We start from the raw sequence: 14,814 nt of genomic DNA, 5'->3' as shown, positions 1-14,814 counted from the left end.
CCCTCGGCGCGTGTGAAGACGGTAAGACCTTGCGGCTTTCGCCGGAGGGTCGTTCCGGCGCGGCCCCCGCGGCCGGACGCATCGGACGGCGGTCGCATGACGTTTCTGGCACGCTTCGTTCTCGTCGCGGCGCTCCTCGCCCCCGTGGCGGCGTATGGCGCGCCGCCGCCGCCTCCTCCGCCGCCTTCCGAGGCCGACATCGACGCGGCGCGCTTCGAGGACTGGCGCGCCCGCATGGACGCTCAAGCCGCCGAGGACGATCGGCTGGCCAAGGCGCTCGAGACCGCCGAAGGCCGCTCCCGCGCCGCGCGCAAGGCGCGGGCGGAAGCGCTGAAGCAAAAGGCCGAGACCGAGAAGGCCCGCCGCAACGCGCCGCCCGACGCGTTTCTCATCCGCGTCCAGATCCTGCTCGACCGCGCCCACGCCTCGCCCGGCGTCATCGACGGGCGCGACGGCGACAATCTGAAGAAGGCCGTGCGCGCCTTCCGCATCATGCGCGCGATGCCGATCGAGGGCGGGATCGACGAGCCGTTCTGGCGCGCGCTCTCCGTGGACCAGGGCAAGGCCACCAGGGTCTACGAGCTCACCCGGGAGGACGTCGGGGGCCGCTATGTCGGAAAGCCGCTGCCGAAGGACTACGCCAAGCTCGCGAAGATGAAGGAGATCGGCTTCCGCGACGCGGCCGAGATGCTGGCCGAGCGCTTCCACATGGACGAGCGCTTCCTGAAGGCGATGAACCCGGGCGCCGACTTCGGCGCGGCCGGCGCGCGTCTGCTGGTCGCCGAGACCGGCGCGCCGACGGGCCGCGCGGCGCGGATCGTGGTGGACAAGAAGGAGGGGGAGCTCCGCGCCTATGACGATACGGGCAAGATCCTGATCGCCGCTCCCGCCACCATCGGCTCGCCCGACACGCCCTCGCCGTCGGGCGCGATGAAGGTGACGAAGGCGTTCCCGAATCCGCACTACATCTACGACCCGAAGAAGAACTTCCAGCAGGGCAAGAACCGCCGCCGCCTCGTGCTGCCGCCGGGGCCGAATGGGCCGGTGGGCTCGATGTGGATCGACCTCACCAAGCCGACCTACGGCATCCACGGCACGCCGGAGCCCTCCGAGATCAGCAAGACCTCGAGCCACGGCTGCGTGCGCCTCACCAATTGGGACGCGGCCGAGCTCGGCGCGATCATCGCGCCGAACAAGACGACCGTGACGTTCGAGTAGCCTCGCCCGCCCCCGGCCCGTCCGCGAGCCAGGCGACGAGCGCCGCGGCGTAGGGCGTCAGCGCGCCGCGCCGCGTCGCCACCACGAGCGCGCGGGCGGCCCAGGGGTCGGACAACGGCACGACGCGGATCGCCATGGACCGCCGCGCGCGCCGCGCCGTGATCGCCGGCACGATGCCGACGCCGACGCCCTGTTCGGCCATCCGGCACACCGCCACGAAGCCGCGCACCCGGATGCGCAGCGACATGGTCGCGCCGAGCCGCCGCGCCTGCCCGGCGAGATAGTCCTGAAGCGCGGCGCCCGCGCCGAGCCCGACATGCTCGTAGGCGAGCGTCTCGGAGAAGGCGACGCGTCTCAGGCCGCCAAGCGGATGGTCGCGCGCCGCCACCATGGCGAGCTGATCGCGGCGGAACGTGCGGGTGTCGAGCTCGCCCCAATCGACCTGGTCGGACGCGACCCCGACCTCGGCGCGCCCCGCCGCCACCGCCTCGAACACCTCGCGGCTCAGACGCTCCTCGAGATCGACGTCGACATGCGGGTGGGCGGCGAGGAACGCGGCGAGCGGCTCGGGCAGATGCTCGGCGATCGCCGTGGTGTTGGCGACCATGCGCACATGGCCCCTCAGCCCCGATCCGAAACGCGCGAGCTCGGCCCCAAGCCGCTCGTGGCGCTCGAGAATCTCGCGGGCGTGGTGCAGCAGCGCGCGGCCGGCGGGCGTGAGCGCGACGCCGCGGTGCAGCCGCTCGACGAGCGCGGCGCCGGCGTAGGTCTCCATCGCCCTCACCCGTTCGCTCGCCGAGGCGAGCGCGAGATTGGCGCGCAACGCCCCCGCGGTGATGCTGCCGGTCTCGGCGACATGGACGAAGAGGCGAAGGTCCGGCAGGTCGAAGCGCATGGGCGGCTCCTCGATTGGCTTCGGAGTTTCCGAAGGCTGACGCCGCGAGGTCCAGATTGCGCCCGGCGCCGCGGCGGGATCAAGCTCGCCCCATGCCAGAGCTCACAATGTCCCTCGCCCTCTTCATGTTCCTGACCTTCGTGCTCGCGGGCGTGGTGAAGGGCGTGACCGGCATGGGCCTGCCCACCGTCGCCATGGGGCTGCTCGCGACCGTCGCCGCCCCCGGCGAAGCCGCGGCGCTGATGCTCGTCCCTTCGCTCGTGACGAATGTCTGGCAGCTGTCGGCCGGCCCCGATCCGGCCGGCGCGATGCAGCGCTTCTGGCCGATGATGGCGGCGGTGGCGATCGCGACGGTTATCACCGCCGGAACGCTCTCGGGCGACAACGCCCGCTACGCGGTCGTCGGCCTCGGCGCGATCCTGACGCTCTACGCCGCCTTCGGCCTCTCGGGAAAGCGCCTGTCGCTCGGAGCCTCGGCCGAACGCTGGGCCGGACCTCCGGTCGGCTTCGTCACCGGCGTGGTCACGGGCGCGACCGGGGTTTCGGTGATGCCCTCCGCGCCGTTCCTGCAGGCGCTCGGGCTCGACAAGGACGACCTCGTCCAGGCGCTCGGCCTGTCGTTCACGGTGTCGACCACCGCGCTTGCGGTCGGGCTCATGGCGCACGGCGCGCTCGACGCCCATATGGCGCTCGGCTCCGTCGCGGCGCTCGCACCGGCCGGGCTCGGAATGTGGCTCGGGCAGAGGCTTCGGGCGGTCATCTCGCCCACGACGTTCCGCACCGTCTTCTTCGTCGGGATGCTGGCGCTCGGCCTCTACCTCATGGCCGAACAGGCGGCCTGACGACGGCGGGCGCGTTCATCGCCTCGTGTTTTAGAATTTTTCAAAACAGGGGTTGCGCTCGCCCGGCGGTTGCGCCATAAGCCGCGGCCTTCGCGAGGCCTTGTGTCCGGGTTTTATGGCCCGGCTGGCGCGGACCGCCTTGCGGCCCCGTGTTCCGCCAGACGAAGTCGGCTTTGTAGCTCAGAGGGAGAGCGTCGGAAGGACGGCAAGGCGACCGCCTCGCACAATCCGCACAACACCCTCGTCTACTCCATGGAGCCGTTCTCGAAGTTCCAGGCCCCGATGGACGAGACCGCGGCGGCCTACAACGCGATCCTCCCCGAGGGCTTCCCCGTGACTCTGAAGACGGTCTCGATCGTCGAGCTGCAGTTTTCCGGCAACGTCGTGAAGGAGCTCTACCGGATCAGCCTCGAGGACGGCTCGGTCACCGACGTCGCGACGGGCAAGACCGCCGCGGCGAACTGATCTTCGCGAAATCCGCCTCCTGAGCGCGCGAAAGGCCCCGGCGCAAAATGCGTCCGGGGCCTTTCTTCGTTCACGCCACGAGCGCGAGATAGGCGCTGATCGTGACCACCGACAGAACCGTCGAGACCAGCACGACGCTCGACGTCAGGTTCGCCTCCCGCCCGTAGAACTCGGCGAGCATGAACGGCCCGGTGCCGGTGGGCAGCGCCGCGAGCAGCACGGCCGTGTGGGTGAGCGGCGCCGGCAGGCCGAACACCATCGTGGCCAGGACCCAGGTGACCGCGGGCTGGCCCAGCAGCTTGAGGGCGACGATCGCCGCGACCGCCCGGTCGTCGCGCTGCGTCGGCTCGCGCTTGGCGGCGAGGAACAGCCCGAGCGCCACCAGCGCGCAGGGCGACGCCGCCCCGCCGAGCAGCTTCAGGAACGTGTCGGCGGGCCCCGGAAGAATGAGGCCGAAAACGGGGAAGACCGCGGCGAGCGCCGGCGCGACGAGGAGCGGGTTCTTGGCCAGCGACCCGCTGACCTTCACGATCAGCCGTCCGCGGTTGCGCTCCGTCTGCAGGCCGACCTCGATCATCACGATCGCGACCGCGAACACCCCGCAGACGGTGATGAGGCTCGCGACCAGCGTCGGCGCGAGCGCCTCCCGCCCGATCGCGACGAGAACGAGCGGAAAGCCGATGTAGCCGACATTGGCGTAGGCCGCGTTCAGCCCGTCGATGGCCGCATCCGCCAGATGCCGCGGGCGGCGCAGGCGAAGCGCGACCGTGAGGCAGAAGATGACCGCGACGCCGAGCCCGAAGGCCGCCGCGAAACCCGGCCGCCAGATGTCTTCCGGACGGGCGTGGGCCACGATGTCGAACAGCAGCGCCGGCAGCGCGAGATAGACCACGAAGCGGTTGAGTTCGCGCGTCGCCCCGGGACCGAGCACGTCCAGCCGCCGCGCGAGCCAGCCGGCGAAGATCAGCACGAAAATCGGGACGACGATCGAAAGGGTCGAGAGCAAGGCGGCTGCCGGAAGCGTGAGGAGGCGTCTGCGACCTCTACCAAGCCCTTTGGGTATGATCTAATACCATTCCAAGGCGCATCCATACCTTATCGGCATCATGATCGACATCCGGCAGATGCGCTATTTCGTGGCCCTGGCCGAGACGCTGCATTTCGGGCGCGCCGCGGAGCGGTTGCGCATGAGCCAGCCGCCGCTCAGCCGGCAGATCGCCTCGCTCGAAGCCGAGCTTGGCGTGCGGCTGCTGGAGCGCCATTCCCGGCAGGCCTCGCTCACCTTCGCCGGACAGCGCTTTCTCGAGGACTGCCGGACCACGATCGCGGCCTTCGACCAGGCCTGCGAGAACGCGCGGATGGCGGATCGAGGCGAGCTTGGCGAGCTCTCGATCGGCTTCATGATGTCCTCGGCCTACACGGTCCTGCCCGCGCTCGCGCGGCGCTTCACCGCCAAGCATCCGAGGGTCGCGCTAAGACTCCGCGAGCTCCTGCCGCCTGATCTCGAGGAGGCCGTGAAGAGCGGGCGCTTCGACGCCGGCATCATGTTCGACGTGGGCGGCGTCGGCGGGCTGGAGGCGCGCGTCATCCATCGCGAGGCGCTCTGCCTGGCCGCGCCGTCCGACCATCCGCTCGCGCTGAAGGTCGAGATCGCGCCGGAGGATCTCGGCGGCGTCCCGCTCATCATCGCCCCGGCGGAGACGACGCCGTCGCTGCGCGAGGCCATCACCGGCTTCTGCCGGCGCGGCGGCTTCGAGCCGACGGCGCGCCTCGAGGCTCAGCTTCAGCAGACGATCGTGAGCCTCGTGTCGGAAGGCCTCGGCGTCGCCGTGACGCCGTCGTCGATGCGGAAGCTCGGCGTCGCCAACGTCGTCTATCGCGACCTCGTCGACGCGCCGCAGATCGAGCATGTGGTCGCCTGGCGCCCGGCGAACCTCAATCCGGCGCTGAGGCTGTTCCTCGCCGAGGCCGGCGCCGGCTAGCGCGGCGCGTCTTCGTCAGTAGAAGCTCACGAAAATGTTATCGGCGACGGCTTCATAAGAAGTTCTTGGGACCGCATTCCTCGACAGCCGATCGACAGGCGGGAGCGGCTGTCATCCAGCCGTCAATCCGAGCTGGAGAGGGCGGTCCGCGGCCCTGTATTTTCAACGAAAACAAGAAGAAATCAGCGATTTACTCGCCAATGACCGCCGTCATCGGACCGTCATGGGCGCTAAATAGCCTAATTTTAGGTAAAGCGCCAATTAATCGCGCGAACACCTGCCGTAGACAGACGCCTCACCGCCTCCGCGCCGGTCGTTCGACCAGCGCGGCGGTTGCGCGCGGCTGCACGGCTTCAAACAGCCTGGAGAGCGTCGAATGCAACAAGTCGACATATTTACGCAAATCATCGTGCCGGTCATCGGCGGCCTGGGCATCTTTATGCTCGGCCTGGAATTCATGTCGAACGGCATCCAGTCGCTCGCCGTCAACAAGATGCGGGCGATGCTCGCCAAGTTCGCCGGCACCCCCGCCAAGGGCGTCGTGGCCGGCACGCTCATCACCGGCGTCATCCAGTCCTCGACCGCCATGACCGTCATGGTCGTCGGCCTCGTCAACGCCGGCGTCGTCGGCCTCCGCCCCGCGATCTCGGTGATCATGGGCGCCAACATCGGCACGACGCTCGGCAACGGCCTAATCGCGCTGCCGCTCGGGCCGCTCGGACTGCTGTTCGCGGGCCTCTTCGCGCTGCTCTACATCTTCGCCAAGACCGACAAGGTGAAGAACATCGCGCTCGCCTGCATCGGCTTCTCGCTGATCTTCTACGGCCTCAACCTGATGACCGGCGGCCTCAAGCCGCTGCGCTCCATGCCCGAGGTGATGTCGATCATCTCGTCGCTGAAGGCCGACTCCTACGTCAACCTGCTCTATTGCGTGCTGATCGCCGCCGGCGTCACCGCGATGATCCACTCGTCCTCGGCCACGATCGGCATCGTGATGGGCCTCGGCGCCGCCGGCATCATCGACTGGAAGACCGCCGTCGCCTTCTCGCTCGGTGCCGACCTCGGCACCACCATCACCTCGTGGATGGCCTCGCTCAACCTGTCGAAGAACGCCAAGCGAGCAGCCTACGCCCACATATCCTTCAACCTGATCGGCGTGATGGTGACCATCCCGCTGTTCTTCGTCTCGATGGACGTGCTGACCTACGTCATGCAGTGGTTCGGCGGCGATCCGGGCGCGCCCGTCATGGTCAAGGGCAAGGAGACCTACCCGCTCGTCCCCGTCGCGATCGGCCTCTACTCGACCTTCTTCAACATCTTCAACGTCGTCCTGCTCTACCCCTTCGTGGGCGTGTTCGAACGCGTGCTGATGAAGGTCGGCGCCTCCTCGCTCGACGACGTCGAGGACTACTCGACGCCGAAGCACCTGACCGCCGAGGCGGCCAACGCTCCCTCGACCGCCGTCGCCGCGATCCTGGCCGAGAACGCCCGCTACCTCGAAGGCGCGCTCAAGTTCATCGACATCGCCCGCGGCAAGGAAGGCGCCCCGGAGAAGGTCGAGGTCCATTACAACCAGCTCGACCTGCTCAACCGCGACATCCGCGCCTACACCTCGGGTCAGTTCAAGGCGGAGATGCCCTATGAGCGGGCCGATCTCGTCGCGAGCCTGATCGAGGAAGAGGACTACACCGCAAGCCTCGGCGAGGCGCTCTACCAGATCGCCCGCCGCGTCGAGCGCCAGCCCTTCGGCGAGAAGGGCCGCCCGCTCGTCGACCGCCTGCTGGACCAGGTGAGCGACGCCATGCGCATTGTCGCCGACCCCGCGAGCGCCCGCCGCGACAACCTCTCGGCGGAAGCGGCGCCCCGCGTCGCCCAGCTCGGCGAGCTCCGCGCCGAAGCGCTTCGCCTCAACGGCTCGCTGCCGTGGGTCGAGCGCGGCGCGATCCTCGCGCTGCTCGGCAGCGCGAGCGCGCCTACTTCCTGATCGAACGCATCGACGCCGAGCGCCGCTCGGTCTCGCGCGCCGTCCCGGCGGAAGCCGCGGCGGCCCGTGAAGTCGGCGGCTTCGGCGCCGCGCCGGTCCCGGCCTGACGACGCCAGGCGCGCCGGTCCGCAAGGGCCGGCGCGCCTCCCGTTCGATCTGGAGAAAACCCATGAGCCTCCGAACTCTTCGGCTCGCCAGCCGCGCGGCGCTCGCCGCGATGGCCGCAGCCCTCTTCGTCGCCACGCCGACCCACGCCCAGACCGTCACCGGCTCGGGCTCCACGCTGGTCCAGCCGCTCCTCAACCGCTGGAACCAGGACAATCTGCGCTCTCAGTGGACCGCCGAGTCCCAGCCCTCCGGCGGGCTCGACTACGAGGCCTCCGGCTCGATGGCCGGCGTCATGCGCATCAAGGACCGCGCGGTCGACTTCGGCGCGAGCGAAGTTCCGCTCTCGCCCGAAGAGGCGAAACAGTACGGCGTCGCGCAGTTCCCGATCGTGGTCGGCGGCGTCGCCGCGGCCGTCAATCTTCCGGGCGTCAGCCAAGGCGCGCTGAAGCTTTCGGGCGAACTCATCGCCGACATCTATCTCGGCAAGGTCAAGACCTGGTCGGATCCCGCCATCAAGGCGCTCAACCCCGACCTCGCGCTGCCCGCCGACGAAATCCGTCCGGTGCGCCGCTCCGACGGTTCGGGCACGACCTTCGCCTTCACGAGCTATCTCGCGAAGATCAGCGAAGGCTGGAAGACGGTCGGCGCCGGCCAGACGGTCGAGTGGCCGGTGGGCCGTCCGGCCCGCGGCAACGGCGGCGTCGCGGAGATGATCTCCCGCACGCCGAACTCGATCGGCTATCTCGACCTCGCCACCGCCCGGAAGGCCGGCCTCACGGTCGCGTCGTTGAAGAACGCCGCCGGCGCCTTCGTGGCGCCGAGCGCCGAGGGCTTCCAGGCCGCCGCCGCGAACGCCCCGTGGAACGCCGCGAACGACTTCGGCGTCTCGCTGGTCGACGCGCCGGGCGCGGCCGCCTACCCGATCGTGGTGACGACCTTCGCGCTCGTGCCGGACGCCAGGCCCGTCGCGACCGGGACCGCCGCGGCGCTCGCCTTCTTCAACTGGGGCTTCGAACGCGGCGACTCCGTCGCTGCCGAGCTCGGCTACGTGCCGCTGCCGCCCGAAACGGTGGAGAAGATCCGCGGCTACTGGCGCGACAAGCTCGGCGCCGAGCCGACGCTCGAGCCCCAGGCCGGCTGAAGGCCGCGAACCGGACGACGATCGAAGGCCCCGGCGCGAAAGCCTGCGTCCGGGGCCTTCCCCATTTCGGCCGAACAACCGCCCGGATCGGCGGCGTCAATCGACGCCGAAGCCTCGGGGGTTTTCGGGATGACCTTGGACCGACGCGCCTTTCTGGCCGCGCTGCCGTGCCTCGCCGCCGCCTCGCGCGCGCTCGCAGATCCCGGCCGGGACGACTGGCGGGCCCGTCTCCTCGCCGCGGCCGAAGCGCAGGTCGGCGTCACCACCATCTACGATCCGGCCTATGTCCGCCTCGCCTTCCCGGGCGGCGACGTGCCCCCGGAGCGGGGCGTCTGCACCGACGTCGTGATCCGGGCCTATCGCTCCGCCTTCGGCACGGACCTGCAGGCGCTCGTCAACGGCGACATGCGCGCCGCCTTCGCGTCCTATCCCAGGCTCTGGGGCATGAGCCGGCCCGACCGCAACATCGACCACCGGCGGGTGCCGAACCTCGAGACGTTCTTCCGCCGCCGCGGCGCCGAAAAGCCCGCGACGCAGGCCGGGACGGACTATCGCCCGGGCGATCTCGTCACCCAGCGGCTGCCCGGAAACCTGCCCCACATCGCGATCGTCACCGCGCGCCGAAGCGAAGGCGGGCGCCCGCTCGTCGTGCACAACATCGGCGGCGGAGCGAAGATCGAGGACACGCTGTTCGCCTATCCGATCGTCGGCCGGTTCAGCTTCGCGCCGACGGCGTGAGGGGCGAACGGTCTGACGTCATTCCGCGAACTGATAGCTCTCCGGAACCCAGCGGTAGCCCGTCCCCTCGCGCGTGACGAAGCCGAGCGAGGGAAACGACGTGTGATAGCCGAGCACGGGCAGCCGCTCGGCCGCGGCCATGTCGTAGATCTTCGCGCGCGTCGCCCGGCCCTGCTCCTTGTCCATGTCGAAGAACGCGCTCCATTCGGGATGGGCGAGCGAGGCGACCTCGTGATGCGCGCAGTCGCCCCAAACCAGCAGCCGCCGCCCCCCGCTCTCGACATGGAAGGCGAGATGCCCGGGCGTGTGGCCGTAGGCGCCGAGCGCCGAGACGCCGGCGACGACCTCCTGGCCCGGCTTCACCACATCCAGCCGGTCGCCGAGCGCCTCGATCGTCCTGGCGAAGAGCTTTGCGGACTTCAGCTCGTTCGAGCCTTCCGGCGCGGAGAGCCGCGCGGGTTCTTCCAGAAGGCGCGCTCGATCTCGCCGATCGCGACGCGTGCGTTCGGGAAGGCCGGCGCGCCGCCGTCGAGAAGGCCGCCGATGTGGTCGACATGGGCGTGGGTCAGCGCCACGAGATCGATGTCGCCGGGAGAATAGCCGGCGCCCGCCAGCGCCTCGACCAGGCGGCCGCCGGCCGGCCGCGGGACGAAGCCGTCCGCGCCGTTGCCGGCGTCGATCAGCGTGCGGGTCCGCCCGTCGTCGATCAGCACGGGACTGAAGCCCGGCCGGAAACGCGCGGGCGGCAGAAGGCTGTCGCGCATCAGCCGCTCGACCTCTTCCTTTGGCCGGTCCTCGCCCACGATCGGCCAGGGCCCGTCGATCATCACGCTCGCGTCGGACAGGACGACGAGGTCGAGCGTCCCGAGCCGCAGGCGGCGGAACAGCGGCGTCTCGGGCCGCGCCGGCGCGGCCTCGGCCGGCCCCGAGGCTTGGCGCAGGATCGCGGGTGCGGCGAGCGCGGCGCCGGCCGCCGTCAGAACCCTCCGTCTGGACAGGATGACTTGGGTCCGGGCCATGGCTAGCGTCCCCGCGGCGCCTCTTGGTCGGGCGCCCGATTAGGAGACGCTAGCCTCCATGGGCGCTGCGCGCTTGTACGAACCGGCTGCCGGCCCCGGCCCGCTGTGGCGGGTCGACGCCGCCCGAACCCTGTTCGTCGGCCCGCTCGACTACAACGCCCCGCACCAGCACGGCGCGCCGGTGTTCCTGTCGAGCCTCGGCGGCCCGTTCGGCGTCCGGATCGCGGACGGACCGTGGCGCGCCTGCGAGGCCGCGATGGTCCCGGCCGGGGTCGTCCACGAATTGCGGGTCGGGATGGATCCGATCGCCGTGCTCTATGTCGAGCCGAGCGTCGCGGGGGCGGACGCCTTCCGTCCGCTGATGCGCGACGTCGAGGAGACGGGCGCCGCGCTCGTCGGCGCTCGAACGTGATCTCGCTGGTCCGGCGCCTGCACGAGGACCGCGACAGCGCGGCCTGGGCCGGCGAGGCGCTCGACGACGTTCTGGACTTCGGCGGGCGACGCGCGCGGCGGAGCATCGATCCGCGGGTCGCGGCGGCGATCGGGCTGCTCGAGGCCAACGATCGCCTGTCATTGGCCGACGCCGCCCTTGCGGTCTCGCTGTCTCCGTCGCGCCTTCAGCATCTCTTCGCCGAAGAGGCCGGCGTGCCGTTCCGCCGCTACCGCGCCTGGACGCGCATGCGCCGCGCGATCGGCGCGGTGATCGGCGGCGCGAACCTCACCGAGGCGGCCCATGCGGCCGGCTTTTCCGACCAGCCCCATTTCGCGCACGACTTCCGCCGCACCTTCGGCGCGCCCGCGTCCTTCAGCCTGACGGGCGTGAGGCGGTAAAGAAAAAGGCCCCGGATCGCTCCGTGGCCTTCGTCATTCGCTCGGGAAAGAATTCATCAGAAGTCCATGCCGCCTGTGAAGTCGGGCTTGCCCGACTTCACCACTCTTGGTGATGGGCGGCTTTTATGGACGTCCTCAGAAGTCCATGCCGCCCATGCCGCCGCCCGGCATCGCGGGGGCGCCGGCGTCCTTCTTCGGAAGCTCGGCCACCATCGCCTCGGTGGTGATGAGCAGCGCCGCGACCGAAGCCGCGTCCTGAAGGGCGGTGCGCACGACCTTGGTCGGGTCGACGATGCCGGCCTCGATCATGTCGACGTACTCTTCGGTCTGGGCGTTGAAGCCCGAGGTCGCCTTGTCGGTCTCGAGCAGCTTGCCCACGACGATCGAACCTTCGACGCCGGCGTTGGTCGCGATCTGACGGATCGGAGCCTCGAGCGCCTTCAGCACGATGTTGAAGCCGGCCTGGATGTCCGAGTTCTCGTTCTTGATGTCGCGGATCGACGCCTTGGCGCGCAGCAGAGCCACGCCGCCGCCCGGGACGATGCCTTCTTCCACGGCCGCGCGGGTCGCGTTGAGGGCGTCGTCGATGCGGTCCTTCTTCTCCTTGACCTCGATCTCGGTCGCGCCGCCGACGCGGATCACCGCGACGCCGCCCGCGAGCTTGGCGAGACGCTCCTGGAGCTTCTCACGGTCGTAGTCCGAGGTGGTCTCCTCGATCTGGGCCTTGATCTGGCCGACGCGGGCCTCGATGGCCGACTTCTCGCCGGGCGCCGTCGACGATCGTGGTCTTCTTTTCGAGCGTCACCTTCTTGGCGCGGCCGAGCATGTCGAGGGTCACGTTCTCGAGCTTGATGCCGAGGTCCTCGGAGATCACCTGGCCGTTGGTCAGGATCGCGATGTCCTCGAGCATCGCCTTGCGGCGGTCGCCGAAGCCCGGAGCCTTCACGGCCGCGACCTTGAGGCCGCCGCGGAGCTTATTGACGACGAGCGTGGCGAGCGCCTCGCCCTCGATGTCCTCGGCGATGATGACGAGCGGCTTGCCCGACTGCACGACGGCTTCGAGAACCGGCAGGATCGCCTGGAGGCCCGAGAGCTTTCTTCTCGTGGATGAGGATGTAGGGATCCTCGAGGTCCGCGATCATCTTCTCGGCGTTGGTGATGAAGTACGGCGAGAGGTAGCCGCGGTCGAACTGCATGCCCTCGACGACTTCGAGCTCGGTCTCGAGGCTCTTGGCCTCCTCGACCGTGATGACGCCCTCGTTGCCGACCTTCTGCATGGCGTGGGCGATCATGTCGCCGACTTCCTTGTCGCCGTTGGCCGAGATCGTGCCAACCTGGGCGACTTCGGCCGAGGTCGCGATCTTCTTCGACGAGGCCTTGAGGTGCTCGATGACCTTGGAGACGGCGAGATCGACGCCGCGCTTCAGATCCATCGGGTTCATGCCCGCGGCGACGGACTTGGCGCCCTCACGGACGATCGCCTGGGCCAGAACGGTGGCGGTGGTGGTGCCGTCGCCGGCCAGATCGTTGGTCTTCGAGGCCACTTCGCGCACCATCTGCGCGCCCATGTTCTGGAACTTGTCCTCGAGCTCGATTTCCTTCGCGACGGTCACGCCGTCTTTGGTGATGCGCGGAGCGCCGAAGGACTTCTCGATCACGACGTTGCGGCCCTTCGGGCCGAGCGTGACCTTCACCGCATTGGCGAGGATGTCGACGCCCTGAAGCATCTTCTCGCGGCGTCGGCGGAAAACCGTACCTCTTTCGCAGCCATGTTCTCAGTTCCTTGAAACGGGGTTCAGAAGAAACCGGCTGGCTGCGGATCGTTCCGCGCCTCGCCGGCTGGAATTCACGATCCGGAAATCAGGCGATCACGCCCATGATGTCCGACTCCTTCATGATCAGCAGCTCTTCGCCGTCGATCTTGACTTCGGTGCCGGACCACTTGCCGAACAGGATCTTGTCGCCGGCCTTGACGTCGAGCTCGACGAGCTTGCCGGCGTCACGGGCACCCGGGCCCACGGCGACGACTTCGCCTTCCTGCGGCTTTTCCTTGGCGGTGTCGGGGATGATGATGCCGCCCTTCGACTTCTCTTCGGCGGTGAGGCGGCGGACGACCACGCGGTCGTGCAGCGGACGGAAGTTCATGGGGATTATCCTCTTGAAGCGGCGTCTGCTTCTGAAAACTCAAGGCTCGTGACGGCCGGGCCGCCGGCGCTGTTAGCACTCCCGAAGAGAGAGTGCCAGCGCGTCGGCGAGATACGAACGGAGGCGGTCAGAGTCAAGGCCGCGAGAGGCGCGCGGGCCGAGGATTTTTGCGGAGCGCGCCGCGCGGTTAATGCGGCGCGCTCCCCCGTCCACTATCGGCCGCCCCGATGACGGCGGCGCGACAGACCCTTACGCCTCCGGCACCGGGGCGTCGGTCGAGATGATCTTGGCCTCGCGCAGCTCGCGCCAGATTTCGGGCGCGAGCGTCATACGCATCGAGCCGGCGTTCTCGGCCGCCTGCGCGGCGTCGCGCGCGCCCGGGATGATGGCCGAGACCACCGGATGGGCGGCCGCGAAATGCAGCGCCACGGTGCGCATGTCGGTTGCGTGGCGGGCCGCGATCTCCATGATCCTGGCGCGCTTCTCGAGCGCCCCAGCCGGGATCTTGCCGGCGTAGTCGTAGCGCGCCTTGCCGGCGAGGAAGCCGGCGTTCAAGGGCGCGCCCACCACCACCGAGGCGCCGCGCTTTTCGGCGAGCGGCATCAGGCGCTTCAGCGCGTCCTCGTGCTTGATCAGCGAATACTGCGTCGCCGACAGGATGATGTCGGGATCTGCGGCCTCGAACGCCGCGAGCGCCGGCTCCAGCGTGTTCACCCCCAGCCCCAGGCCTTGATCAACCCCTGCTCGCGCATGCGGGTGAGTTCGGGCATCGCGCCCTTCTTGGCTTCCTCGAGCTTGGCCGCGTAGTCGCCGAGATCCTTGTTGTCGGGCGAGAGGTCGTGGATGAACACGATGTCGAGCGAGGCGATCCCGAGGCGCTGCAGGCTGTCCTCGATCGAGCGGCGGGTTCCTTCCGCCGTGTAGTCGTAGACGTGCTTGAAGGGCGGCACCTCGGCCCAATTGCCGACCTTGGAGCCCGCGACCGACTGGTCAGGCTTCAGCAGCCGGCCGACCTTGGTCGAGATCACGTAGTCCTCGCGCGGCTTGTCCTGCAGGAAGGCGCCGAAGCGACGCTCGCTCAGTCCCAGGCCGTACCAGGGCGAGGTGTCGTAGTAGCGGACGCCGTTCGCCCAGGCGCTCTCGAGCGCGGCGGCCTTTTCGGGGCCGGTGGGGAAGAAGTTGCCGCAGACCTGCGTGCCGCCCATGCCGACCCGCATCGGCGGGCGATAGCGGCCGCCCGGCTTGTTCATGGGGAGCGGCCGCAGGTTCTGCGCCGCCGCCGGAGCGGCCGCCACGGCCGCTAGCGCTGCGCCCGCGGCGACGCCTGCTGCGGCGCCGGCGATAAAGGTTCGGCGGGTGGTCATGGGAGAGCCTCCGTGGCGATGGGAGCCGCCGTGGGGGTCGGCGGCGGTCGACCGGTAAGGCTAGAGCGCTGATCTCTCGACC

The 14,814-nt window shown here is 69.5% G+C and carries 14 protein-coding genes and 2 pseudogenes; 9 read left to right on the top strand and 7 right to left on the bottom strand.

The annotated features are described in order from the left end of the window. The first annotated feature begins 96 nt into the window (after window positions 1–96). Window positions 97–1,218 (top strand): L,D-transpeptidase family protein, encoded by a 1,122-nt coding sequence (locus tag K6K41_RS21805; RefSeq protein WP_261402248.1) that lies wholly within the window; start codon window positions 97–99, stop codon window positions 1,216–1,218. On the opposite strand, the gene K6K41_RS21800 is transcribed toward K6K41_RS21805, so the two are convergent. Further along, window positions 1,181–2,113 (bottom strand): LysR family transcriptional regulator, encoded by a 933-nt coding sequence (locus K6K41_RS21800; RefSeq protein ID WP_261402247.1) that lies wholly within the window; start codon window positions 2,111–2,113, stop codon window positions 1,181–1,183. The genes K6K41_RS21805 and K6K41_RS21800 overlap by 38 nt on opposite strands. 107 nt (window positions 2,114–2,220) lie before the next feature. Between K6K41_RS21800 and K6K41_RS21795 the strand changes: the two genes are divergently transcribed. Both K6K41_RS21795 and K6K41_RS21790 read left to right on the top strand, forming a co-directional pair. After that, the gene (locus K6K41_RS21795; protein WP_261402246.1) at window positions 2,221–2,955 is read left to right on the top strand and encodes a sulfite exporter TauE/SafE family protein; all 735 of its coding nucleotides are present in this window, start codon (window positions 2,221–2,223) and stop codon (window positions 2,953–2,955) included. A gap of 252 nt (window positions 2,956–3,207) precedes the next feature. Further along, window positions 3,208–3,420 carry a hypothetical protein gene (locus K6K41_RS21790; RefSeq protein ID WP_261402245.1) on the top strand — a complete coding sequence of 71 codons (213 nt, stop codon included), beginning with the start codon at window positions 3,208–3,210 and terminating at the stop codon, window positions 3,418–3,420. A gap of 70 nt (window positions 3,421–3,490) precedes the next feature. Here K6K41_RS21790 and K6K41_RS21785 read toward each other — a convergent pair whose 3' ends face one another. After that, window positions 3,491–4,426: an AEC family transporter gene (locus K6K41_RS21785; protein ID WP_261402244.1), complete on the bottom strand. Its 936-nt coding sequence runs from the start codon at window positions 4,424–4,426 to the stop codon at window positions 3,491–3,493. 100 nt (window positions 4,427–4,526) lie between these two features. Here K6K41_RS21785 and K6K41_RS21780 point away from each other — a divergent pair, with 100 nt between their 5' ends. The 4 genes from K6K41_RS21780 to K6K41_RS21765 all read left to right on the top strand — a co-directional run bounded on the left by K6K41_RS21780 (window position 4,527) and on the right by K6K41_RS21765 (window position 9,373). Then, window positions 4,527–5,402 (top strand): LysR family transcriptional regulator, encoded by an 876-nt coding sequence (locus K6K41_RS21780; RefSeq protein ID WP_261402243.1) that lies wholly within the window; start codon window positions 4,527–4,529, stop codon window positions 5,400–5,402. 376 nt (window positions 5,403–5,778) lie between these two features. Continuing rightward, window positions 5,779–7,386 (top strand): Na/Pi cotransporter family protein, encoded by a 1,608-nt coding sequence (locus tag K6K41_RS21775; RefSeq protein ID WP_261402242.1) that lies wholly within the window; start codon window positions 5,779–5,781, stop codon window positions 7,384–7,386. Window positions 7,387–7,555: 169 nt separating this feature from the next. Next, complete coding sequence (pstS, locus tag K6K41_RS21770; protein WP_261402241.1) at window positions 7,556–8,635, top strand: phosphate ABC transporter substrate-binding protein PstS; 1,080 nt, start codon at window positions 7,556–7,558, stop codon at window positions 8,633–8,635. A gap of 129 nt (window positions 8,636–8,764) precedes the next feature. Further along, window positions 8,765–9,373, top strand: coding sequence for a DUF1287 domain-containing protein (locus tag K6K41_RS21765; RefSeq protein WP_261402240.1), 609 nt, complete (start codon window positions 8,765–8,767; stop codon window positions 9,371–9,373). An 18-nt stretch (window positions 9,374–9,391) separates the two neighbouring features. Here K6K41_RS21765 and K6K41_RS21760 read toward each other — a convergent pair. Next, window positions 9,392–10,392 (bottom strand): annotated as a pseudogene (locus tag K6K41_RS21760) (MBL fold metallo-hydrolase). 58 nt (window positions 10,393–10,450) lie between these two features. On the opposite strand from K6K41_RS21760, the gene K6K41_RS29740 reads away from it, so the two are divergent. Together K6K41_RS29740 and K6K41_RS29735 are read left to right on the top strand one after the other, a co-directional pair. Next, window positions 10,451–10,804, top strand: coding sequence for a hypothetical protein (locus tag K6K41_RS29740; protein ID WP_315855074.1), 354 nt, complete (start codon window positions 10,451–10,453; stop codon window positions 10,802–10,804). Further along, entirely contained in the window at window positions 10,801–11,223 is a 423-nt protein-coding gene (locus K6K41_RS29735; RefSeq protein WP_315855073.1) for a helix-turn-helix transcriptional regulator, read from the top strand. Before K6K41_RS29740 ends, K6K41_RS29735 begins: the two co-directional genes overlap by 4 nt. Window positions 11,224–11,358: 135 nt before the next feature. Here the strand turns inward: K6K41_RS29735 and groL are convergent. From groL to K6K41_RS21735, 4 genes and pseudogenes are all read right to left on the bottom strand, one after another. Then, window positions 11,359–12,994 (bottom strand): annotated as a pseudogene (gene groL / locus K6K41_RS21750) (chaperonin GroEL). A gap of 89 nt (window positions 12,995–13,083) precedes the next feature. After that, window positions 13,084–13,368 (bottom strand): co-chaperone GroES, encoded by a 285-nt coding sequence (locus K6K41_RS21745; protein ID WP_261402239.1) that lies wholly within the window; start codon window positions 13,366–13,368, stop codon window positions 13,084–13,086. A 249-nt stretch (window positions 13,369–13,617) separates the two neighbouring features. Next, a complete protein-coding gene (locus K6K41_RS21740) occupies window positions 13,618–14,082 on the bottom strand; it encodes an aldo/keto reductase (protein WP_261402238.1) in 465 nt (154 codons plus the stop codon). Further along, window positions 14,079–14,732 carry an aldo/keto reductase gene (locus K6K41_RS21735; protein ID WP_261402237.1) on the bottom strand — a complete coding sequence of 218 codons (654 nt, stop codon included), beginning with the start codon at window positions 14,730–14,732 and terminating at the stop codon, window positions 14,079–14,081. The genes K6K41_RS21740 and K6K41_RS21735 overlap by 4 nt, the downstream gene beginning before the upstream one ends. Window positions 14,733–14,814 lie beyond the last annotated feature (82 nt).

The organism is Chenggangzhangella methanolivorans, assembly GCF_019797865.1.
Lineage (GTDB): Bacteria > Pseudomonadota > Alphaproteobacteria > Rhizobiales > Methylopilaceae > Methylopila > Methylopila methanolivorans.
Note: the sequence above shows the minus strand (reverse complement) of the source record. Positions and strands in the feature narration are given on the sequence as shown.